Below are 22,578 nucleotides of genomic sequence, written 5' to 3'. Positions count from 1 at the left end.
CTCATTTATTTGCATAGCTATTGTATTAGAATCTCCTTCTCTATAACCAAAAACTAATCCATTATCACCAAAACTACAGATATGTCCTCCTGTAGATGCATACATAATACTGTCGTAGTCGTAGTTCGAATTATTTTTAAAATATAATGCACTTCCATAATCTAGTCTAGTATTTGCTTTTAATTGTATTCCTATAAAATTACCTAACAATTCATGCTTACTCTTAGCATACCTTATAACGGGAATAAATGTTGAATTCTCATCTATTTCGCTAGAATCAGTATATCCAATATCTACATAGTCCCCCTGTTCCATAGCCACCATGCTTAATCCATTTATATTTCTATTACTTGGGAAACTACTAGAACGAACAGCCCCAACATTTTCTCCTTCTGATTGAAATATATGTCCTCCCCTATCCATAATAGTTGAATATCCATTAGCTCCATTAGAAATTATTCCATTATCTACATCTATAACCATCCTTCCATTGGTAGATGTTATTAATCCTGTTTTAATTAAAGCTGCATTTAACACCCCAGTTGTTATAAAATCAGCTACTATAGCTCCATCTTGAGTAATAGCAGTTCCATAAGTTCCATAATAACCATTGCTACTATGTCCTAAACCTCCAGCGTTCCATCTCCAAACATTAGTTGCTGTATTAATGTCCTTAGTATCCATAATTAGAATTTCATTTTCTCTAACTATTACATAAGAGTTTTTAAGTCCACCTTTTATCAGTGCAGTTGCATTATCCTTAGCAATTTGAAGAATAGTTTCTGTACTGTCCATAGACTCTAACCTTTCCGTTATTTGCTTAATGCTTAAAGGTTTAGCTTCTATATAATTGCTTAACTTAATTTCCTTAGTTTTTTGAGCTAAAACATCATATTTTTTAGACATAGCTCTTACTTTTATATCTATATTTAACTTAGGAAGGTAAACTCTACAATCATCACCTATAAATAATCTTTCTGCTACTACATAGTTTTTATATTCTTCTGTCTTTTCTAATTGAACGAAATTAATAGTATAACTAGCCTTAATTTTATCTATATCATTTTTAGAAAACTCTTCTTCTATTCTTCTATCAAGCTCGGATTGAGCCTGTTCTAAATCATCATAACCTTCTTCAGAATACTCATCTTTAACCTTAACATCATCATATTTAATTACGCTAGTGTATATTCGATTATAAGAGCCTATTAAAGGACTATCTATATAATTACCTAATATTCCATTGTACCCTTGTCCTCTCGCTCTAGTAACCAATTTATCTATATTAGAAGTACTTTCAAATCCAGTAAGGTTTTTACCCTCTCTAATAGTAAATCCTCTATCGGTTCCAATACGCTTATTAATATAAATAGTATATCCTCGTCTTTGGACTTCTCCACCCCAACGATTTAAGAAAGAGTTATCATTATCATGTAAGGCTTTATATAATGATATTCTTTGATAATATGCTGTAGCAACTGTATCTATATCTGAAACAATTTGTATTTCCTTCTTACCTTCTGCTTTATCTAACAACCAAGATACTGCAGCTTGACCATTTAAGTTTGTAGGTCTTACATCTTCTAGCCATAATGTCAAAGAATCAGCTATAGTTATTTGTCTAGCAACTACATCTATATATCTAGTTCCTACTGTTACTTTACTTATTCTAAAAATTTCATTTCCATAATCCAATAGAACTTTTAAAATTACTTCTTCCTGTAATAGGTCTTGGATATTATCATCAATTAAAAATTTCAAATCAACAATATAATTACCTGTGCTTACATCTTCATCAGGAATACATTTAATGCAATACCTATCTAGACTTTTACCGTTACTACTTAAAACTTTATTTTTTTCAGTATTAGAAGGGAAATAAGCTACCTTTATTTGTTTTTTCATTTATATTCCTCCTAACACTTATATTTTGTGGTATATTCCACTATTATTTTTGTTACTGTACCTGAATAAAAAATCACATTTTCACCTTTGGTAAATAAAATAAAATCCCCTAAGGCATCATTATCCTTAGAGGTTCCATCTTGGTTTCTTACTTGCAGTAAATCACTGTCTATTTCTACATAATCAGTGACATTATTTATTTGCATTGTTTCACCGTTTATAGTTAATTGTATATTCCCACTTCCATAAACTTTTATCAAAGTGTCTCCTGGAGCATTACCATTATAGTAGATTTTATATCCACTAGTAGTTATTTCATGTACTGTTTCCTCAAGATCCTGTACAAAAGGCTCACATATAAAAGTTACATCAAATTCACCTATGCTCCTAAATTCTTTCTGTATATCTCCGAAAATAACTTTCTTTACCTTATAACATCTATCTCTCCTACCAAATATCAGTCTATTATCTTCAATTTCAGTAAGCCATTCATAAACTCTTTCAAAGTCAATTTCAATCCTTGGAGATAAAATAGTAAATGTGAACGGTATTTTTTTATCAGGATAAGTTCCTTTATTAATTATTAACTTTCCATTCCTACCTTCTATGGGTACTTCTTCATATTCCTCATTAGTTATAGGAATAGAAGGATAGTTTTCTAAGAATAAATTAAGATTTAAACTTCTATTTCCATTAAAATATAATTCACCTTCTTTTAACACTTACTTTACCTCCCTTCACCATATTCAGCTAATATGTCTTGATATGGAGCTATTGCATAGGCAACTTCTTTCCCTTCAATATCAACATGTATATGATTTTCTATCACTTGTTTACCTGACTTAGTATCACTTTCTTCAACTCCATCACTTAAACTATTATTATAAGCAACAACTCTTGCAGTAGTCATAGTAGTTTCATAATCTACTATCCCTTTCATTTTAGCAACTAAATCACTCATATTTGCATCAATATCTTTTTCTAAGTTAGGAGTCTCTACATCTATACCTACCCCTATACCTTTAACTATATTGGTACCTATTAAGTCTCTCATTACACGAGATGGAGAGTGAATTCCAAAGACTCCTTTAATTCCCCCAATTATACTACTAGCAAAACCACTTATTTTATCTAGAATCCAACCGCCCATATTAGAAATACCATTCCAAAGACCTTGTATAAGGTTTTTCCCAATACTAGCAGCACTATCCCAACTTAATATATTTTTTATGCCATTTATAGCAGATATCGCAACATTTCTAGCTGCTTGAAGTAAATTCCCTATAGAACTACTAATACCGTTAGCTATCCAGCTTATTAAGTTTTTACCTATACTACCTCCAGCTGAAAATATACCTTTTATTCCATTCACAACACTTTCAGCAGTAAACTTAGCTATTGTACCTATATTAGATACCATTGATTTTATTCCACTACCTATAGCAGAAATTAAGTTTTTACCTATGCTCGCCCAATTTACTAAAGTAAAAGCATTTATAATAGCCATAATTATTTGGGGTAAATTTTGAATTATAATAGGAATACTATCTATTAGTCCCTTAACTAACATCACTATTATATCTACTCCAGCTTTGAGTATCTGTGGCAAAGCATTATATATCCCACTAGCAAAACTATTTATAATCCTTGGTACTTCTGCAATTAATGTTGGTAAGGCATTAATTAACCCTTGTACTAAGGCCAATATAATATCTATTGCTACATCTATAATTAATGGTAAATTCTCAATTATCATATCGCACATAGAAATAATTAAATTTACTATAGTTGGAATTAACGTAGGTAAGTTTTGTGCTATTCCTTGTCCTAAAGTTATCAGCGCCTGTAACCCTACTTCTAAAAGCATTGGTAACATTTCTATTATTCCATTAACTAAAGACATTACTATATTAATAGCACCAGTAGCTATAGCTGGTAGATTATTTTTTATGCCAGTTATAAAGCTCTGCGCTATATTTACACCCATATCAACTATTTTAGGTAGTGAATTAGCAAGTTGTGAAACTATCTCTCCGCCTATTTCTCCAAATTTTGATACAACGCCGGTTATCCCATCACTTTCAAAAGCTTTCTGTAATTCATCTACATACCTCAAAGCAGCTGGTAATATATCATTTTTAATACTATTACTTATAGGTTGAAATACATCTCCAATTAAAGAAGTTGCATTATCTTTTAGCGTAGACATTAACCCTGTCATCGTTTGGGATTGTTTTTCCATCCCTTGATAAAATCTTCCACCTTCAGATGTAGCAACTTTCATAGCTTCTGCTACCATTTCATAAGTTATAGCACCATCAGCCATCTCTTCCTTTAGCTCTGCCATTGATTTACCCGTTTTCTCTGATATTATTTGTAATGGATTAAATCCAGCATTTATCATTTGAAGTAAATCCTGTCCCATCAACTTACCTTGTGATTGAACTTGTGAAAATACTAAAGCTAAACTTTGAAATTTTTCACTATTCCCCAGTGAAATATCTCCTAACATTTGAAGATTAGGCATTATATCATTAACATCTGCTCCAAACTGAAGCATAAGTTTGCTTGCATTCGCTAAATCTGTCATTTCAAAAGGTGTTTTGGCTGCAAACTTTTTTAAATCTTCAACGTGCTTTACTGCTGCCTCTGCACTTCCTAACATAACCTCAAAGTTAGTTAAGTAGTTTTCCATATCAGAATTAAATTTCAACCCTATGGCACTTAACCCACCTAAGGCAGCAGTAGCTCCAGCTATTAATCCAGTTATTGATTTTACCCCTGTTTTTACCAAGCTTCCCAGTTTGCCATTAAATGCTTTTAAATCTTTCTCTGCACCTTTGCTATCTATTTCGGTATCAATTATAATTCTTCCATCAGCCATTTACTCACCTACTTTCTTTATAAAATAAAAAAAGCAGGCATTGGCTCACTACTCATAGGTGTGGCTCTAAGCTCTGTCTTTTTGTTTAATCTCTAATTTATTTATATTTTTGCATCGAGGACATTTAATCTCCCCTTTAATATAATCAGCTTTTAACAATAACTGATTACAATTTATACAACGTATATTATCTATAATAATCACCTTCTCAAATACTTACAATACTTTACTCAAGTCTCCACCATTTAACAAAACTGCAGTTATTTCATCTAACTTCTCTCTTTCACCTTTAGATATAGGAATTTGATAAAGTTCTTGCATCTTCTTATAGTAAGACTTTTGCTCTCTATCCTTAATTTTAGATAAATCCATACTTCTATAACCCATTATCTTAACTATCTCATTATCCCCTTTTAAAGCTTTAAACATAGCTTTAAATTTCCACCAATGCAAATACTCTATATCCTGTAAATCAATATTATATTGATCCAAAAACGCAGCATAGATATAGTCATCATCATATTCAAAACTATAAATTTGAGTTACGTTTTTACCTTTACCATTTCCTTTTTGATTTCTTATATCTTTACCACATCTATAAAACCATAGTATTTGTTCTATAGCTTCTTTAATATTTTCAGGTATAATAGAATAATATAACCCTAAAGCTCTGCATATTTTTTCTTCTTCTCCTATAGAATTATCTTGCATTAATAATTCAAATAAAATAGAAATACGAAAATCACTATTAATCTCATAATCTGTCCCCTCTATATCTACAGTAGTTGGAACAACATCAATAAGTAAATTCATTATTTTTTACTTCTCCTAGCGGCTCTATTAGGAGAATACTTATTCATTAATTTATCCATTTCCTTCTCTTGCTCTTTCATTTTTAGAACAAATTCCTCTAATGTCTTTAAACAAATCAATAAATTAACTCTATTTCCAAAAACTTTTTTATCAGTTCCTTCTCCAAACATAGCATTAAATACGTCAAATATAGCAGTACATAATGTTCTTATACCGTCAACATTCCCCATCCCTTTGACTTCTTCCTTTACTATATCTATATCCTTTAACGCTTTGTCAAACTTTTCAGCAACTTCAAGATCATATATATCTAAATCTTCCAATTCAACACCATTAAGTACCATTAAAATCACTCCTATTCTACTTTAGCTGCAAAACCTTCTGCAAACTCCTTAGCTGCAACTGTAAATGTTCCTTCAATAGGATCACTTTGTCCTAAGAAACTTCCACTAATACCTAACTCTCCATCGTTATCATCAAATGAATCTACTGCAATAGCAACTTTGAATTTTCTTGCTCTAAAGCTTCCTTCAGCAGTTCCAGGTTTATCTAAATCAACTATAAGATATTCTGTTTCTGCATCAGCACCAGTCTTTTGCATTTCTCCAATATCCCTAATATATTCAATAGCCTTTTCACTATTAATTTGATCAGTATTAAAGCTTGTACCCCACTCATAGCTAGTAACGCTTTGTGTTGAGCTTGATTGATTAATGTATCTTTTAGAAGTAGTTTTCGCTGAAGGACTTTCATTTAATTCAGTAAATCCTGTTCCTAGCAACTCAAAAGCGTCTTTAACCTTTAAATAGTTAGCTTGTACTTTTCTTTTTCTAATTCCCATTTAATTCATTCCTTTCTTAAAATATTTTAATCTTAATTGTATCTGGAATTGCGCAGTATCTTCTGTTACCGCAAAAGCATATCCAGTACTTGTAACCTCTATTGTTAATGCTTCTAAATTTTCATCTAATATAGGTAAAATTTCATTATTGTTATTACTTTCAATTTCAACTGCTAATTTCTCATAAAATCCTGAATTATCAATATTAGTTAAAACATCTACACCATAAGGTTCTCTACTTGTAAATATAAAAGCATATTGCCTTATACTATCTCCATTAACATACCTTTTTATTATAGGATTTACAGGTACTTCCTCAATAGAATATGTATCTGTATTAGGCTCTAAATAATTTACATTAACTCTTATAGCATTATTAAATGTATCTAAACATTTTAAATTCCTCATGTAATTTCTAAGACTATCTATAATCATTTAGCCCTACCTCCTACAAACTGTGCTATAGATTTAACTATTTCATTTCCTCTATCATTCCACATTCTCTTATCCCATACCTTTCCACGTAAACCACCTAGGCTAGTACCCTGTTTTCCCATACCTTTATTAGTATAGTATTGCTTACGTGCATATGGAGCGTTATAAGTTACATTGTTTTTATTAACTTGAACCTTCCAGTCCTTTAATCTACCAGTTAAAAAAGGGATGTAATTATTCATCCACTTAGCACACTCTTTAGAAAATCTCATTTGAGCTTCACCATTTTTATTTAAATACCTTTTTAACAGTATCTTTTGAGTATCATTCATTTCAACTCTAACTTTAGTGGTCATACTACACACCCTCCACTTCAAAGTGCCCTGAAAGTTCATTAACAGATTTAATATCTATAACATCATCAAATTCATTCTCTAAATCAGATAGCCGATAAGGATTGATGCCTGTTATTTCAAACTCTACCTCACCTTTAACAATTTTATCTCCAGGAGCAAAAGTAAAATAATTCTTTCTATCTTCATCTAATAATTTGGCAAATCTTTTAGTACTAACATAATTATCTAGCTTATCTATAAAAATAAGTGTACTATCAGCAAGTAATAATCCTTTGTCTGATACAGTACCATTTCTTTTACCTTGCCAGTTTACACCCTTAATAACAGTTCTTTGATATCTATCTGCACCTAAAGAATTATCATAATATCTATTGTAAATAGTTATATCTGAATTTTTAAATAATACTCCCACTGCATCACCTCTAATACATCCGAACATATGGAGTTGGTAATAATGCCTTTACATCAGAAGTTATCGCCCAAGCCTCCAAATTGCTTTCAAATGATATAGATTGATTCCCTTCACTCATAGATTTTACCCCTACTGGTTTAGTGGCATTTATTTTATTTGCATTTTCTATTAACTGATCTATAGCTAAGCCATAATTCTTTTTTATATATTCGTCATTAAAATTTCTATTAAGGTAATTTCTAATGACTAGAATAGCCTTAGCTTCATTTTTCTCTTCTAAAGTCAAAATTACCACTCCTCATAAATTTAAAGAGAGTACCTAAGTACTCTCCTATTGATTATTCATAAATCCTTTTGCTTTTAAATCTGCAATTAAGTTATTTACTGTAGTTGCTATTTGCTGAGTAGTAGCAGACTCCACAGTTAATGGGTCTACTTTATTTAATTTATTAATTACTGCATCTGCACCTTTAGGTCCTTGTGGTCCTTGCGCACCAGTATCACCCTTTGGTCCCGTTGCTCCTTGTGGTCCCGGGGTTAATTCTATTTCTGCTATACCATTTTCTATAGCATTTAGCCTTTCATGTGTAATTAATTCTCCATCTTGCCACGTATGTTTTTGATATGCCATTTATATCACCTTCCTATTCTTTACCTACTTTTGCTTTGCCTACCCTAGCTTTACCGACTTTAGATGTCTCTAGGGCAGGATTAGGGTAAGGTAATAGTTCCTATTCCTAACTCTTCTCCATGTGGAAGCGTTGGTAATGCAGTAGCAACAGCCTTAGTAAACTCTCCAACTGGATCAATAGATGTGTAAGTTCCAACAAAAATCTTATTATCTAACACTGAAGCTTCCTCCATCTTTCCATCTCCAATTAATTTAACTTCTTCAGCAGTTAATCCATAAATAGTTTCACCTAAAGTTTCATCACCAAACATGGCAATTACATTTTCAGGGAAGTATCTAGTAGTAGTAAATCCTTTAGCAGTTTCTTTTTTGTATTTTCCTTCATAAACTACTATTTGTGGTAAATCTAATTGAGCTAATAATTCATTTAAAGCAGCTAAAGTAACAATCTTATCTGAATTAACTCCATAAATCGCTCTTCTTACACTTGCAGTATTACATATTGTCTTAACAACCTTTCTGGATGTTAACGCTCTAGTTGGTCTTGATCCACTTTCAGCTTCCACCGCATCAGCTAATGTAGCTAAATCATCTAATGGAGTGTCACTATCTGGTGTGTTCCATGTAAATGACTTTTTGTTTCCAGATGGAACTTTATAGTCAATTGTTACTTTTACTTTATTTTCATTAATAGCAATTTTACCTGTAGATAATAGTTCCATTCTCATTGCTTCAACTCTAACTTTAACTGAATCAGTCATTTTTTCGGCATCATTATAAAGTTGAGATAAAACAAAGGCTAATTCTGAATCTGTTCTCGGATTATTTATTTTTATAATCTCTTTCTCAGCAATTTTTATTTTTCTCTTAATAAGTGCTAAACTTGCAACACCTTTTTCAATTGCTTCTCTTGAAGCTAATTGTGTTTCAGTATCAAAAGCATGAACTTCTGCACTTACAGGAAGTCCTCCTGAACCTAGAATCATATCAAATTCAATGTCTTGAATTTTTCTTTCTGGGAAAAGTGATTCCCCTAACATAGGTGTAACTTTTCTTTCTTTAAAATAATTAACTAACTCATTTGTATTAAAAACTTCTTCTAATCTTGCCATAATTATTCACCTTCCTATCTAAATTTTATATTTGGTACTTTTGCTTTAACTGCAGTTTTAGCTCCTTCGTCAAAACCATCTAATACCCTATCTTCTCTTAAATAACCTTCAACTATTATTGAAGCTGGAGCATCCCCATTGGTTACATCTACTGTATTACGTAAAATTCCAATTGGTGTTCCTGGGAATGTAGAACCACTTGGTTTTACAACTGCTCCTGCAGCATCTATAAAAGAACCAGCTTTTACAATTTTCCTTCCTTCTGGGTTAGTATCAACTCCAGCTGATGCAATTGTTCCTGAAAAAGCAACTAAATTTTTTTCAGTAACTAAAATCTCCATATCATTTTCATATTTCATTCTGTTAAAATACATAAACTTTCCTCCTTATTTATCACCCCAAGGATTACTTGGCGCACTTGATTTTGAATTATTTTGAGCTGCAATAGAAGCTCCAATGCTAATTGGTTTTCCATCAGAACCTTTGCCAGGAACATACGAGTTTGACTTCATTTTCTCAGTAGCTATTGCTTCAAGCCCCTTTGACCAATCATCTGCTATAGAATCAATAACCTCTTTAGTTTTATCGAAATCTTCTCCTAAACATTTTTCAATAACACTAGCTGGCAATTTCTTATCTGCAGCATACTTCATAGCTTGAGCTAATAAATCTTTTCTAGCATTAGCAGCTTTTTCATCTGCTAACTGCTTTTCTAATTCTAATAATTTCTTTTGAGTTGGATCTGTTATTAAATCCGGATACTTGTCCTTAATAAATGGTTCAAGCTCCTTCTCTAAATTGTTCTTTTTCCAAGTATCTAGCGCTTTATTATGATACTTATCATTTTCACTCTCAATATAAGACTTAAAATCTTTATCAGTTTTCATTTTTTCTTTAAAGGCCTCTAAAGTAAGTCCACTAGCTTGTAGTGACTTAGCTAAATCACTATTTTCTAGTAATGAATCTATATTGTCATCATCACCAGCTTTTTCAATTAATTTTAATAATTCTTTCTTTAACATATATCCTCCTTATCCCCTAAACTACTATGTACCTTAGGACACAAAATTTATTTAATATTTTTATTTACCCCTTGCACACCTTAGGTCCACAAGACGTTTTAGGTATAATAAAAAGCCTCAGTTTCCTAAGACTTTAATCACTTAAATTCTTTAATTCTTCTAAAATAATTTCATTTCTATTTATCATTTTTCTTGTATCTATGATTTTATAAATATCTACTACAATATTTACAATCAAAGATATTATTAACACACTTTCTATTGTAATTTTTTTCCTATCCATACTACTGACCCTCTTTTAATTTTAAGTATAATAAAAGACTTTAATTACATTGTAATTTAGGTTTTCCACACCATTTACACCTGTAACCAAAGCCTCTTTGATAAACTATCTCATGCTTATGATTTTTTGTATTAAATATTTGTTTTAGCTTTTCAAGCATCCTCAACTTACTCACCCCTATTCAACTATTTCATAAAAGCACCTGCAATTTGGATGTGAAGGCAAAGTTGGAGCTTTATCCAAATCATAAATCACTCCATCATAATCAGCACAATCACTACAAGTATGTGTATCTAAAATAGCATTTCTTTTAATTTTTTTAACTCCAGTTTCATTACAAAACCTTTTAAATGCTTCATCTTCAACTCTAGCTACTTCCGTCTCTACTAACCGTTTAGCATTGTAAGCACCTTTATTAAATGTTTTATTGATTCTATTTTTTATTTGATTGACATTAATTTTCCCATCTAGAAAATCATTAATGAGCAAATGTAACTCTTTAGCCACATCACTCTCATTATCCCAAACCCTAGTACTAAAATGTTTTCCTTTGAAGTTATTTTTTATAATTTTTCTTACATCTTCAAAACCAATATTATAGTTCCAATACTTAGCAGTTTCATTAATAACGGTTATTAATATTCCATCTATTAAATCAACCTCTATTTTAGACACTTCTTTACTATCATCAATTACTTCTTTTGAAATATCATTGTACAATTTAACTCTATCTACTCTTTTAATATCCATATTCCCATCAGCAATAGTATAATCCAGTAAGATGTTAGCTAACCTTTGCGATAATTCATCTTTATTTTTCTTTAAAACTTTATATAAACTTTTAATCTCGTCATCAGTCATTTCATATAAACTTTTAATAAAGTCCACTTGCTTCATTATTCATCACCAAACTCATCTAGATTTACATTGTCAATCTCTTCTTTTTGTTCTTCTTTTACTTTTTCAGCTTCAGCAACTTTATTATTTATAAAACTAAATAATCCTCTTGCAGTATCCTTAGAAATAATTCCTTCAGGAATTTGAGATAACATTTGAGCAGTTGATAAATCATCAGTTGGTATGTTAGGAGTATAAAGAGCTTTAACATCTTTATAATCATACTTTTTATTTTTCTTTAAGTCTAAATATTTAAATAGGAACCTAAGTCTATTTTTAACTATATTTTTATGTGCTTTTATTTCTAAACTGCATTTATTTTCTAATACAATTAATCTAGATCTTAGAGTTATTCCCGATAAATTAGATTGAAGTTTTTCATTATGATTGATGTGACAAGCTAATTGATACATTGTATCCTCATATCTATTTAGAGTATTTTGAATAAAGGTATCATTTATGTTCTTAATTAACCATTTTGCATCTGCCTTATCTCCTGGAAGTTGTAAAACTCCTAACTTCTTCATTTTAGGAACATCATCTTCTCCAACTTGAGAATTTACAAACAATAAGTAAGCATTTCTAAAATCACTTATCTCATTAGCGATATCCGATAGATTAGTTTCAAATGCATCTTGAAGTCCTTTTAAATCCTTGTATAAGCTATCGTCATAGCCTTCTTCAGTTAATTCTCCTATAGAAACAGGTACTTCTCCAAAAATATTAATAGTTGGAGCTGCTATTTCATTAAATTTACTATCAAAATGATATATCTTATCAGCAGTATAAACATCTATATAAGAAGTTGTTGTATCAAAGTCATTCTTAAAAGAATGTATAAAAAAAAGAACCTTCTTTGAAGATTCATCATAATAAGCATATCCTTCTGTAGGTTTTATAATTTTACTACAGAAATCTGCATTATCATCAATATAATAAAGCTCATAGACTTTTGTAAAAACAATTAAATACTTCATCAAATCAGTATCATGCAACTCATTCCAGTGAGCTGTATAATACTCTATATCACTAACTACATTTTCATTATCGGTTCTCGATTCATAAGTTATATCATTCCCCAATGTATAAGCAACTTCTTCTTTTATGAATTTTTTTATATAATTTAAATTTATTTTAAGATTAGATCTTTCAGTTACGAATAAATATTTTCTAATTGCATCAGTATCACCCTTATAATATTGATACATCTTAGTATAAATATTTTTAAACACATGATAAGATCCATAAGCTTTTTTTACTAGCTTCAAGTGTTCTGGATTACTAAGGTCTAATCCAATTTCTTTTTTAAAAAGCTTTTTTAAAATATCATTAATATTCAAGATTTGCACCTCCTATAATCCTAACAATCTTCTATCTAATAATTGTACTTTATTGTTCACAGTCCCGACATCTGTTGAAACTCCATATCTTAATGCATCTAAACCATGATTGTACTTATCTATAGGAATATTTACATATTCTCCATCTTTACCTTTTCTCCATGTATAATTTCTAAATTCTTCTTGAATACATACACAATTAGTATGAATTATAATTTCAAATTGCTGTAATAGGTTAATTCCATTTATAATACTATCCTTACCTTTCACAGCACCTTTAACTCTATCAAGCCCATTTCTTCTTAATTCTTCAATAGATTTTGGCTCGGCACTATCGCATATAATAACTTCTTTTCTAAAACCCATATCTATAATTTTCTTTGCTATTTCATCATTTAAAAGTCCTTTTTCTTGAAACTCGTCAAATATCCATAATTTTTTATTAATTTTATCAATTATAGAACATACAAAAGCAGTGGGATCATTAGTAAAACCAAAGTCTAAAGAAAATATAGCTTTACTCTCCTTAACAGCTCTTAAAACTTCTCTATAATCAAAAGTCTCAACCTTCCAATTTGTATATATAAGTTTGTCTAGTGTAGCAAATTCCCCGAGGGCATATATCCTAAAATACGCTGGATTGCTTCTTTGCATATCTAATAAATTTTCTATATATTCTTTAGGCAAAAATTTATTATCCTTATAAGTAGTATGTAAAATTACTGTATTATCTTTATTATAATCAGCACCTTCTTTAAACCACCTTTTATAAACCCAATTTTCTTTACTTACTGGATTAAACATACAATGCACTTGGTTATACGGATTTCTTGATCTAAGTCTTAAAGATAATTGGTCAAAGTCAAATTCATCAACTTCAGTACACTCCTCAACCACAATATCATCTATATTGGCAATAGATTTTATTTTTTCTGGGTCATCCATACCTTTGAAAATAAAATGGCTCCCATTAGGAAGCTCAATAGTCAAATCTGTTTTGTTAATTTTACATTGTTCATATAGTTGCCAATCACTAAGAATACTTTTAACTAAAGCAAAACATGAATCTCTCAGTGTATTACTTACTTTTCTTACTACTAAACACTTTCTATTAGGATACTTTAGATATTTAAACACCATCTTAGCGAATACAAAGTGTGATTTACCACTACCAGCTCCACCATAAAAAACATTGAATCTACTTTCATAATTTTGAAGTTGAGGTAAATAAGCCTCGTTAAAACACTTCTTTGATATTTTAAATTTTGTATTAGCCATAGCAGTAAATCACCTCCAAATAAAAAGAACCCTCATTATTGAGAGTTCTTAATTTTATTTAAATAAATCAAAGATACTAAAAGTTGTCTTTTTATACACTTTATTATAAGCAGCTTTCTTTGGGTTCTTTATCCACCCCGTACCTTTCTTCCCATAACCAGGTATTACGGCTTTTTTAAGTGCCCTTTTAGCTTTTCCAGTAGTTCTAGCCTTAATACTTTTCTTTAACGAAGGTTTTCTCATCCCTATTTTCATACCCTAATCACTCCTTTTATTAAGACTATTATATCACTACTCATTACAGTTTTCCTCGTATTCTTTTCTATATCTATAGTAGGCACTCTTATTTATATTCATTAAGTTCATTACTTCTACAGGCTTCAATTTTCCTTGTAATACTCTTTTGTAATACTTAGCAAACTCTAGGGAATCAACTATTCTAGGTCTACCATAATTATCCCACTCCCCACGCGCCTTCTTAGCTTCGATACCTTCTTTTTGCCTTTTGGCTCTCTTCTCCATTTCAGCATGAGCAAATGAAGCATACATTTCTATAAGCATATTGTTTATAGTTTCCATCATCATTGTTGCCATAAGATTATCTTTTGGCAATTCGGTTAATGTTGTTGGAATCTCTAAAACCATAATTCTTATTCCATGATCCTTTAGCTCTCTTATTTCTTTGAGAGTTAATTCCTTATTTCTACCAAGTCTATCAAGTTCAGATACAATTAACGTAACCTTATTGCTATTCTCTATACTTTTAAGCATTTGATTTTTCATAATTAGATATTGAGGTCTATCGAAGTTCTTTCCTGTTTGCTGGTCAGTAAATAGATACTCTAATTTAATATCTCTGCTGCTCGTAAACTCTTCTATAGCTTTAATACCTCTATCCAAATGTTGTTCTTTAGTTGATGTTCTGTGATAAGCATAATATCTCATTTTTAAACCCCTTTATAATGATATTTGGCCCTTTGTTTTGAAAAAATATTTTTCTTAACCGTGTGGGTGGTTCACCATTCATATTTAGAATGTACCCCCTTATACTCCATATATCAATTATAACATTATAGTTTTAAAATGTATACTTTAACTTTTAGAACTATTTTTATTATTTTTAATACTTTCAAATGGCTTAGTTACGTTGCTATTATACAGTTTTATAATTTATACTTTTTAGAACTATATTAATCCTCTAAAGTAACTTCAATAGTCTTGTTAGTCTGCTCTACTTCTTGCTTGTCTACCCACCCATAATTATTCTTAAGAGTAAATATACCACCAACAGCACTATTCTTATTAAATAATGTCTGTTCATATCCAGCTTCTATTCTAGCCTTGGCCCTTTTTATCGTGTCACGAAATAATACTTTCACATCATCCGATACACTTTTCAACAACTCACTATCATCCTCTTGATATCTTAATAAGCATTGCCTATTGGTATCTAAATACCATGCTAACCCGCTGACTGTAGGTACTTCTTTATTCTCCTTTGCATATTCAAAGTATTCTTCTATTCTTTTTTCTAATTCCTCTGGTGTTTTAAACTTCAAAGGTCTTCCTCCATGATTCTTTGCCATTACCATATCTCCTTTCCTCAAATTAAAGGTTTCATTTTTGGCATACATTTACACAATATATATTATATATATGACATGTACTTACCCCTCCAAAATGACACCCTTTTGATATTCATCTATTAAATTTCTGGTATGCTCATATATCTCGTTTCGATTTACTTTATACTTCTTAACCTTAAAACAATACTTATCTTCCAACATACTTATTATTACTGATATATCTCCACTCGTAAGCTGCAATTCTGTAAGAGATATCTCTCCTTGCATATACTTTCTTCTAAGTTCTGCAAATGCTCCTAAATAAGCTTTGCTTTTCCAATAAGCCTTATACTCTTCCTTGCAAATTTCACTAATAGTTCCTTCTGTTTTATCTAACTTAAAGTAATAAAAGCCATCCTTAGAGATTATTCTCTTATCTTGCAATGTATTATCCCACTTAATTATTGTCTTTTCTCCAACATTAGACTCCTGAGCTATTTCCTTTATTGTTTTAGGTTCTTCTATAGTTCTTATATTAAAATAATTAATGAACTTATCCGTCCTGTTGGTATGATACATTTTATTTATTTTCTTTTTTATTTCCTTGTTACTTTCCCTAATAACATAAATATATTTATTTCCTTCTCTATATTTATCTACTAAATCATAACCACACTTGCTCAACCTATACTGCAGCTTATTTCTCTTTTCTATAAGCTTAAGTGCATTAAGACTTATATTCAATATATCCTTTAGCTGCTTTCTATCACATTTCACATCATGCAACCACATCCTTAATGTGTAATAAAGTTATTAGTCCTTAATTACTTAATTTTTGTATCTCTAATAACTTCATGAAAAATCTTCCCATTACACTTTCTAATTCTTTTTCTACATCTTGGCCTTCTTCATCTCTTTTCTCTAATTCTAATACCTCGTCAATTATATCTGCCGTTTCTCTTAATATATCTCTCATCTTAACTATATTACTCATTTCAACAACCTCACTTTATATTTTATTTTTGTCTTAAAGCTCCATTTACTCTTTGATATCTTCTCTCCCTCATACAACTCTCTAAATCTTCATAAGGTGATAGAGTAAGTTCTATCTCTTCACACTTCTTATGATTCTCGCATAAAGGATTATAAAATAAACAAGCACATTTTAAGTCTTGTCCTTCCCAATTACTTAGAAATACATATTGCCTTTTCTTTACATTACTCATATTATCACCTCACTTTGTGCATAATAAAAAGCACCTAACATTTCTGCTAAGTGCTTTTCTATAAAAGGGATTGAGAATTTATGAAGTAAGATTTTAGTGTATTCTGCATCAGCAACGGTTATCACACTCAACACCTATTCATTAAGTTAATCCCATAATCTCGAAGGTAATTAACTTAACCTCGCTTGCACAAACAAGCCCCAGAAAGATTAATATTCTTTCATTCATCTATCCGACTATGCGCCTGTAGGTAAGGTCTTACCGCCTGCCAATAGATTAATTTTATTGCTTCACTCCCCTTATACTACCTACTGCCATATAAGGATCATAGTTTGCTTATGGCGGAGATAGTAAGAATCGAACTTACATATATAGGTTAACAGCCTATTGTTCTACCATTGAACTATATCTCCATGTAACACCTAGGCTTTTACACCTAGGTACTCATAATATAACATTGGAGGATTTGCCACGTTCTCTACATACTCATTATCTCATAGATTGTCTACATAATTATTCTGATTTTATTCCTTTTTTATTCCACCTTGCGCCACTCTTCCCATCTCATAATATCTGCAATAGCCTTTTGCTTTATCTTGTTAACTTGAGACTGGCTTATATTCATTTCTAAAGATATTTGTACTTCATTCTTTTTGAATTTATATTTTAATTCTAATAACCTGTACCATTCTTCATTAATGTATTGTAAGTTATACTCTAGTATAGAATTATCAAGCTCTATATTCTCTATTTTTTCTTTTATCTCTTCTATCTCTATTTCTTTTGCTAGCTTTCTTTTTTCCTTTAAATCAGTTATTCTTATAACTTCTCTTTCTGCATAGCTTGTACCATCTGATGATGATTGTACTCTTTCGCCAAAACCTGGACTTTTACTCTCTGGTTCTATATTCACAATACATTTTTTAAGTTCTTGATCAATTTCATTTATCTGTCTCTCTAATATTTTTATTCTATGCTTCAAACCTTCAATGGTCTTCTCTTCGTGAAAGTAGTTTCGTAACTTTCCTTCTGTCTTTCTAAATAGCTCTTTATCCATCTAACTCCTCCTTTGCTATCATACAAGCTACCTTCCAATATGCTTGAAGTAAATCATCTGTTTCTGTATCCACCATGTTGTAAACTTCATCATTATCTAATATTAAAGCTATAATATATTGTTTATCATCTGATTTGTTTACTATTATTTTTGTATATGTGCTTTCCTCTATAAATCTTCTTAACTGCCCTTCTGTAAATAATGGAATAATATCATCTATTGCTTTCCCTTTATTTATTGTTTTACCTCTATTTATTGAATCAGCTTGTATTTTATTAACACAACTCTCAATATTCAAATGCTCTGGAAAATCCCAAAACCAAGCATATATATCAAAAGGCTTACATTCCCACCAATCTAAAAACGTTTCCTGCACTTCCTCTGGTTGCTCTAGAAATTGCTCTACTGTTATAAATTCCATCTAATCCCTCCTATTTCTTCTTCAATATAGTTTGTCTATTATATTAATTCTAAGATACTAATTTTCTATAGCTATATTCAACCTCTGTTTGTGCTACACGTGCATATACTCTTAATGTTAGACCAACATCATTATGACCTAAAATTTGTTGTATGCATTCAGGAGCCATTCCACTTCTAAGGGCATTTGTAGCCATTGTATGTCTAAATGTATGAGGTGTTATATTCATCTCAATGTTAGCCATTTTTTGCATCTTATCCACTATAACTTGATACCCTCTATTATTCAGCTTCTTATGTGGCGCTCTAGATGATACAAATAGATATTCAGTATTATCTTTTCTTTCTTTTAAGTAATTTAATAAAGCTCTTTTACACCTTTCTGTAAAATATACACGTCTTTCCTTATTACCTTTTCCTATAACCAGTAAAGTCTTATTTATAAAATCTATATCTGCTATCTTTACATTACCTACTTCAGCAACTCTACATCCAGTTGATAGAAAGAACTCTAATATAGCTCTATCCCTTTTGCTAAGCATACAATCTCTAAGCATTTCAACTTGTTCCTCTGTTAAAGGTTTCTTTTCCCTCTTTGGCTCTTTAACAGGCTTTATGCTAGAACATGGATCCTTAACTATAAACTCTTCATTTTGTAAAAATTTAAAGAAAAGCCTTATTGGTGTCATAAAAGTATTTAATCCTGCTGCTGATTTAGTTTCTGACTCTGCGTACATAAACATCTTTATGTCACCTGTAGAAATTGTACTAGCTGGTTTATTAAAGAACTTCTCTAATTTCCTTAATGTATATGTGTAATTCTTTAATGTTGCTTCTGATAAGCCTTCCAACTTCTTTGTAGCTAAAAAATAATTTATCTTACCATCTAAATCTGATGTTACTAAAGCAGTTTCCTTAGATGTAACTTCATAGTTATATATTATCTCTTCAACATATCTTTTAATTTCTAATTGCTTAGGTAAATTAACTTCTAGTTCTGGCATTTCTAAAGTTAATTTCCCAATTATCTTTATAGCTAATTCCTCATTACAATTTCTATAGTTTAAGTTTTCCATGTTCTTCTCCTCCCCGTTTATTATTGAAATTAATTATCTTATGAGAATAGAAGTATATAGCATTAACAAAATTTACTCATATTCTCTCTTATTTAAATTATTAGTTAATTAACTTGCAATATTTGTACCATTCAACACCTGTTGAAGTTGTTATTTCTATCTCCATAAATTCCTCCTAATATTTGAATTTAATATTAATTTCTCTCTTTCTTCATAAGATATTTATTTCTTACATAGTTCATAGCACGTATTCCTGCATTAAGAACTTCTATGTTGTGTTTACATGTTTCTTTATCACTAAACATCCCGCTATTATATGCCTTTATTATTCTGTATTTTTTTAGTCTTAGTTCTTTTATAATATTATCTATTGGGTTCACATACTCTCTCATTATCAATTCCTCCTATATTTGAATAGTTCATTACCATTCTTTTATAACTTTATAACCAGTAAGTGTTGCAGAATAAAATCCACGAGAATTTAAAAATTTATCTGTTGCCACTTCAAGTCCTTTTCTTAATAAATGTTCTACTTCTGAATTAAGTCTATTATTAAAGACTTTTAAATCACTTTCTGTAATTATCACACTTTCTATATTTTGAATATGTCTCGGCATAAAAGTACCCCCTATTTTTGAATTGCGAGATACTACTCCTTATCTACTTCTATTATTTCTTCACTTACAACAGTATAGAAATAAGGTTTGTAATTATATTTTTCTTGCCAAGAATAAAAAACCTCATTTAATTTATCTTGTAATTCTTCTTTATGCTCTTTAGTTACATCATCTAAATAATCTTCAGCAACTTCCCCTACATCTTCATATGTTTCTTCAGCAATTCTCTCTAATACTTCATCTGCATCTATACCATAGTTAAACACATCTTCACATATCCCAATTTTGAATTTCTTAACACCATCTATTAAAGCTTCATTGGTAGCTTCTCTTATAGCTTCTTCTCTACTATCGCAAATACCACCTCTCCATATATCACTCATTGTATTTAATTCATAAGTCCATTTTTTACTCATTTCTCATACCTCCATTTATTTCGCAATAATTTCATAATCTTATTCTTGAATTGTTCTATAATTCTAGTTTTAAAAATCCAAATTATCTTACTCTATCAAATAATCACTTTTGCCATTAGTATAATTATTATGAAGAATAATTAAATTTAAATCTTCTTTACCTTCTTCATAATCATAAACTCCTATAGTTTTTTCACCATCTAACTCTTCTAGTTTCTTTATTAAATCTTTAATTTTCAATAATCGCACCCCATTTACTTCATAATAATTCCAAATTATCTACTACATAAATTCACATTCTACTTTTTTCTCGTACTTAAATATATTAACTATAGTTTTTACATTGACTGCTTTAAAACCATCTTCTGTTTCTATACAAATCATATTTGCAACTTTCTCAATTACAATACCTATAGATTCCCTTAGCTGTCGTTCTCCTTTTGCACTTACTCTTTTATATTTACTTATAGCAACTATTAACTCTGCTAATTCTTCTTGTGCTTGATCCAGTTGTCTTTCTCCATACTTTTCTACTGCTTTATCTAAAATTCCCATCATATTCTCCTTTAATGGTACAAGTTATAGTGTAAGGTGTAGTCTGCTTGTACCCTCTAGGTGCTACACTACCTATTTGCTTAATTACATATATGTTTCAATAACTTCTATAGCTTCAAGCTCACATGAATTTATGTGATTTATTTTAGATTTAATTTCAGCTATTTGCTTCAATAAATCCTCTCTTTCAGAACTTGCCCAACCTTTTACATCCTCAACATTACTAAAAGCAAATTCTTCATCTACTGTTACAACTGATCCTTTTACGTTATATAGTCCACACTCACCTTGAATGTATCTTTCTACAACTTTAGTAACTTCTTTAATAACTTTTAATTTAGAGGCCTTTTTATCCTTATTATTTTCCTTTGTAGTAATCTTTTCATCTATCTTAGATGTATTTACTTGTCCTACTTCTTTTTCTTCTGTATGAGCCTTATTTTTAGTTTCTTTAGTATCTTCTTCAAATATATACTCCAATGCATCTTCTATTTCTTTATCTACTTCTTCTGTTATATCTTTTCTTTTATCAGATACATCTTCTCGCTCTGCTACTTTCTTTAACTTTTCTTCCTCCCTAACTAAAGCTTTTGTTTTCTTATAAGAATTTGTTATCATAGCTGTACTTAAATCCTTAAATTCTTCTGATATTGTTTTAATAGTTGATTTTTGATTATAACCTTCTTTAATCAACTCTCTTATTCTCGCTTCAACTTTTGGTCCCATTTCATTTATTTTTTTAATAGCCATATCGTAACTTCCTCCAAACTTTTCTTTTAAATCTTTTATTTTATGTGCATCATCTATCATTAACTCTGCGCTTAAGTCTATTGCTCTTGTTACTTCTTCATATTCTAAAAAGTCAAACTCCTGAAATATAGCAGCCGAAAAGCATCTATCTATAGCTTGATATATATTGTCAGTTTCTTTACTAGCTTCTATCTTGACTAAACTATCTATTAACGTTTGTTTGGCTGGAGGTAATGACCTAAACCATGCCATAGCCTCCACCTTTTTATTGTTATCTTTCTTCTTTTCTTTATCTCGTGCCCTTCTCTCCGCTCTGTTCATAACTTCCCCCTAGAATGGCATATCACCATCATCTACTGGCGTATTATATTCATCGAAATTCATTCCACCAAAAACATCATTATTTTCAACAGAATTATTTGAGTTACTATTATTATTTTTTGAAAGAAACTGCACTCCATTAAACATATCAGCCACAACTTCTGTAACATATCTCTTAGTTCCATCTTTGGCATCATAGGTCCTAACTGATATTCTCCCACTTATTGCAACTTGACTACCTTTAAGCGTATATTGAGCTGTATTCTCCGCTTGTTTTCCCCATAATACTACTGGTATAAAATCTGCTGTTTTTTCTTGAGTTTTACTGTTATAATTTTCAACTGCTAAAGTTATTGTTGTAACTGC

At 30.4% G+C, this 22,578-nt stretch carries 35 protein-coding genes and 1 tRNA gene; all 36 read right to left on the bottom strand.

What is annotated here, in order from left to right:
• A partial coding sequence (locus H8S10_RS15150; RefSeq protein WP_186839437.1) for a phage tail spike protein occupies window positions 1–1,905 on the bottom strand: 1,905 nt, incomplete at its 3' end.
• An 11-nt stretch (window positions 1,906–1,916) separates the two neighbouring features.
• Window positions 1,917–2,627, bottom strand: a complete 711-nt coding sequence (locus H8S10_RS15145) for a phage tail protein (protein WP_186839436.1) — start codon at window positions 2,625–2,627, stop codon at window positions 1,917–1,919.
• Between the two features lie 5 nt (window positions 2,628–2,632).
• On the bottom strand, window positions 2,633–4,789 hold the full coding sequence (locus H8S10_RS15140; RefSeq protein ID WP_186839435.1) for a tape measure protein: 2,157 nt from the start codon (window positions 4,787–4,789) through the stop codon (window positions 2,633–2,635).
• Window positions 4,790–4,855: 66 nt separating this feature from the next.
• Window positions 4,856–4,993, bottom strand: coding sequence for a Com family DNA-binding transcriptional regulator (locus H8S10_RS15135; protein WP_186839434.1), 138 nt, complete (start codon window positions 4,991–4,993; stop codon window positions 4,856–4,858).
• 12 nt (window positions 4,994–5,005) lie between these two features.
• Window positions 5,006–5,602, bottom strand: coding sequence for a bacteriophage Gp15 family protein (locus H8S10_RS15130; RefSeq protein ID WP_186839433.1), 597 nt, complete (start codon window positions 5,600–5,602; stop codon window positions 5,006–5,008).
• The gene (locus H8S10_RS15125; protein WP_186839432.1) at window positions 5,602–5,946 is read right to left on the bottom strand and encodes a DUF6673 family protein; all 345 of its coding nucleotides are present in this window, start codon (window positions 5,944–5,946) and stop codon (window positions 5,602–5,604) included. The genes H8S10_RS15130 and H8S10_RS15125 overlap by 1 nt, the downstream gene beginning before the upstream one ends.
• 11 nt (window positions 5,947–5,957) lie before the next feature.
• Window positions 5,958–6,443 carry a hypothetical protein gene (locus H8S10_RS15120; protein ID WP_186839431.1) on the bottom strand — a complete coding sequence of 162 codons (486 nt, stop codon included), beginning with the start codon at window positions 6,441–6,443 and terminating at the stop codon, window positions 5,958–5,960.
• Window positions 6,444–6,878 carry a chloramphenicol resistance protein gene (locus H8S10_RS15115; protein WP_186839430.1) on the bottom strand — a complete coding sequence of 145 codons (435 nt, stop codon included), beginning with the start codon at window positions 6,876–6,878 and terminating at the stop codon, window positions 6,444–6,446.
• Window positions 6,875–7,234, bottom strand: a complete 360-nt coding sequence (locus tag H8S10_RS15110; RefSeq protein WP_186839429.1) for a minor capsid protein — start codon at window positions 7,232–7,234, stop codon at window positions 6,875–6,877. The genes H8S10_RS15115 and H8S10_RS15110 overlap by 4 nt, the downstream gene beginning before the upstream one ends.
• 1 nt (window position 7,235) lies before the next feature.
• Window positions 7,236–7,646: a DUF6751 family protein gene (locus H8S10_RS15105; RefSeq protein WP_186839428.1), complete on the bottom strand. Its 411-nt coding sequence runs from the start codon at window positions 7,644–7,646 to the stop codon at window positions 7,236–7,238.
• A 10-nt stretch (window positions 7,647–7,656) separates the two neighbouring features.
• The gene (locus H8S10_RS15100; protein WP_347707682.1) at window positions 7,657–7,941 is read right to left on the bottom strand and encodes a hypothetical protein; all 285 of its coding nucleotides are present in this window, start codon (window positions 7,939–7,941) and stop codon (window positions 7,657–7,659) included.
• A 36-nt stretch (window positions 7,942–7,977) separates the two neighbouring features.
• On the bottom strand, window positions 7,978–8,277 hold the full coding sequence (locus H8S10_RS15095; protein WP_186839438.1) for a collagen-like protein: 300 nt from the start codon (window positions 8,275–8,277) through the stop codon (window positions 7,978–7,980).
• An 80-nt stretch (window positions 8,278–8,357) separates the two neighbouring features.
• The gene (locus tag H8S10_RS15090) at window positions 8,358–9,389 is read right to left on the bottom strand and encodes a major capsid protein (RefSeq protein WP_186839426.1); all 1,032 of its coding nucleotides are present in this window, start codon (window positions 9,387–9,389) and stop codon (window positions 8,358–8,360) included.
• 14 nt (window positions 9,390–9,403) lie between these two features.
• Window positions 9,404–9,763 carry a hypothetical protein gene (locus tag H8S10_RS15085; RefSeq protein ID WP_186839425.1) on the bottom strand — a complete coding sequence of 120 codons (360 nt, stop codon included), beginning with the start codon at window positions 9,761–9,763 and terminating at the stop codon, window positions 9,404–9,406.
• A gap of 12 nt (window positions 9,764–9,775) precedes the next feature.
• Window positions 9,776–10,411, bottom strand: coding sequence for a DUF4355 domain-containing protein (locus H8S10_RS15080; RefSeq protein ID WP_186839424.1), 636 nt, complete (start codon window positions 10,409–10,411; stop codon window positions 9,776–9,778).
• 133 nt (window positions 10,412–10,544) lie between these two features.
• Window positions 10,545–10,694 carry a hypothetical protein gene (locus tag H8S10_RS15075; RefSeq protein WP_186839423.1) on the bottom strand — a complete coding sequence of 50 codons (150 nt, stop codon included), beginning with the start codon at window positions 10,692–10,694 and terminating at the stop codon, window positions 10,545–10,547.
• 177 nt (window positions 10,695–10,871) lie between these two features.
• Entirely contained in the window at window positions 10,872–11,591 is a 720-nt protein-coding gene (locus H8S10_RS15070) for a minor capsid protein (protein WP_186839422.1), read from the bottom strand.
• Window positions 11,591–12,931 carry a phage portal protein gene (locus tag H8S10_RS15065; protein ID WP_186839421.1) on the bottom strand — a complete coding sequence of 447 codons (1,341 nt, stop codon included), beginning with the start codon at window positions 12,929–12,931 and terminating at the stop codon, window positions 11,591–11,593. The genes H8S10_RS15070 and H8S10_RS15065 overlap by 1 nt, the downstream gene beginning before the upstream one ends.
• Window positions 12,932–12,943: 12 nt before the next feature.
• The gene (locus H8S10_RS15060) at window positions 12,944–14,209 is read right to left on the bottom strand and encodes a PBSX family phage terminase large subunit (RefSeq protein WP_186839420.1); all 1,266 of its coding nucleotides are present in this window, start codon (window positions 14,207–14,209) and stop codon (window positions 12,944–12,946) included.
• A 54-nt stretch (window positions 14,210–14,263) separates the two neighbouring features.
• Window positions 14,264–14,464, bottom strand: coding sequence for a hypothetical protein (locus tag H8S10_RS15055; protein ID WP_186839419.1), 201 nt, complete (start codon window positions 14,462–14,464; stop codon window positions 14,264–14,266).
• Window positions 14,465–14,500: 36 nt separating this feature from the next.
• Window positions 14,501–15,154 (bottom strand): recombinase family protein, encoded by a 654-nt coding sequence (locus H8S10_RS15050; protein WP_186839418.1) that lies wholly within the window; start codon window positions 15,152–15,154, stop codon window positions 14,501–14,503.
• 245 nt (window positions 15,155–15,399) lie between these two features.
• Window positions 15,400–15,795 carry a terminase small subunit gene (locus tag H8S10_RS15045; protein WP_186839417.1) on the bottom strand — a complete coding sequence of 132 codons (396 nt, stop codon included), beginning with the start codon at window positions 15,793–15,795 and terminating at the stop codon, window positions 15,400–15,402.
• Window positions 15,796–15,876: 81 nt separating this feature from the next.
• Window positions 15,877–16,551 (bottom strand): hypothetical protein, encoded by a 675-nt coding sequence (locus H8S10_RS15040; protein WP_186839416.1) that lies wholly within the window; start codon window positions 16,549–16,551, stop codon window positions 15,877–15,879.
• A 43-nt stretch (window positions 16,552–16,594) separates the two neighbouring features.
• Window positions 16,595–16,768: a hypothetical protein gene (locus H8S10_RS15035; protein WP_186839415.1), complete on the bottom strand. Its 174-nt coding sequence runs from the start codon at window positions 16,766–16,768 to the stop codon at window positions 16,595–16,597.
• A gap of 22 nt (window positions 16,769–16,790) precedes the next feature.
• Window positions 16,791–17,000: a hypothetical protein gene (locus H8S10_RS15030; protein WP_186839414.1), complete on the bottom strand. Its 210-nt coding sequence runs from the start codon at window positions 16,998–17,000 to the stop codon at window positions 16,791–16,793.
• Between the two features lie 339 nt (window positions 17,001–17,339).
• Window positions 17,340–17,413: transfer RNA gene (locus tag H8S10_RS15025), tRNA-Asn, on the bottom strand.
• Between the two features lie 122 nt (window positions 17,414–17,535).
• Window positions 17,536–18,057: a hypothetical protein gene (locus H8S10_RS15020; RefSeq protein WP_186839413.1), complete on the bottom strand. Its 522-nt coding sequence runs from the start codon at window positions 18,055–18,057 to the stop codon at window positions 17,536–17,538.
• A complete protein-coding gene (locus H8S10_RS15015; protein WP_186839412.1) occupies window positions 18,050–18,478 on the bottom strand; it encodes a hypothetical protein in 429 nt (142 codons plus the stop codon). Before H8S10_RS15015 ends, H8S10_RS15020 begins: the two co-directional genes overlap by 8 nt.
• Before the next feature lie 49 nt (window positions 18,479–18,527).
• A complete protein-coding gene (gene xerA, locus H8S10_RS15010; protein WP_186839411.1) occupies window positions 18,528–19,553 on the bottom strand; it encodes a site-specific tyrosine recombinase/integron integrase in 1,026 nt (341 codons plus the stop codon).
• A 194-nt stretch (window positions 19,554–19,747) separates the two neighbouring features.
• Window positions 19,748–19,945, bottom strand: coding sequence for a hypothetical protein (locus H8S10_RS15005; protein WP_186839410.1), 198 nt, complete (start codon window positions 19,943–19,945; stop codon window positions 19,748–19,750).
• A gap of 30 nt (window positions 19,946–19,975) precedes the next feature.
• The gene (locus H8S10_RS15000) at window positions 19,976–20,170 is read right to left on the bottom strand and encodes a hypothetical protein (protein WP_186839409.1); all 195 of its coding nucleotides are present in this window, start codon (window positions 20,168–20,170) and stop codon (window positions 19,976–19,978) included.
• A gap of 32 nt (window positions 20,171–20,202) precedes the next feature.
• Window positions 20,203–20,586: a hypothetical protein gene (locus H8S10_RS14995; RefSeq protein WP_186839408.1), complete on the bottom strand. Its 384-nt coding sequence runs from the start codon at window positions 20,584–20,586 to the stop codon at window positions 20,203–20,205.
• Window positions 20,587–20,673: 87 nt separating this feature from the next.
• Complete coding sequence (locus H8S10_RS14990; RefSeq protein ID WP_186839407.1) at window positions 20,674–20,826, bottom strand: hypothetical protein; 153 nt, start codon at window positions 20,824–20,826, stop codon at window positions 20,674–20,676.
• Window positions 20,827–20,868: 42 nt separating this feature from the next.
• Window positions 20,869–21,141, bottom strand: coding sequence for a hypothetical protein (locus H8S10_RS14985; protein ID WP_186839406.1), 273 nt, complete (start codon window positions 21,139–21,141; stop codon window positions 20,869–20,871).
• An 84-nt stretch (window positions 21,142–21,225) separates the two neighbouring features.
• Entirely contained in the window at window positions 21,226–22,212 is a 987-nt protein-coding gene (locus tag H8S10_RS14980) for a hypothetical protein (protein ID WP_186839405.1), read from the bottom strand.
• A 9-nt stretch (window positions 22,213–22,221) separates the two neighbouring features.
• Window positions 22,222–22,578, bottom strand: a 357-nt coding sequence (locus H8S10_RS14975; RefSeq protein ID WP_186839404.1) for a single-stranded DNA-binding protein, incomplete at its 5' end; no start/stop codon positions are given.

It is taken from the genome of Clostridium sp. NSJ-49 (assembly GCF_014287725.1).
Taxonomy (GTDB): Bacteria; Bacillota; Clostridia; order Clostridiales; family Clostridiaceae; genus Clostridium; species Clostridium disporicum_B.
This window is presented reverse-complemented; position numbering and strand designations above follow the sequence as displayed.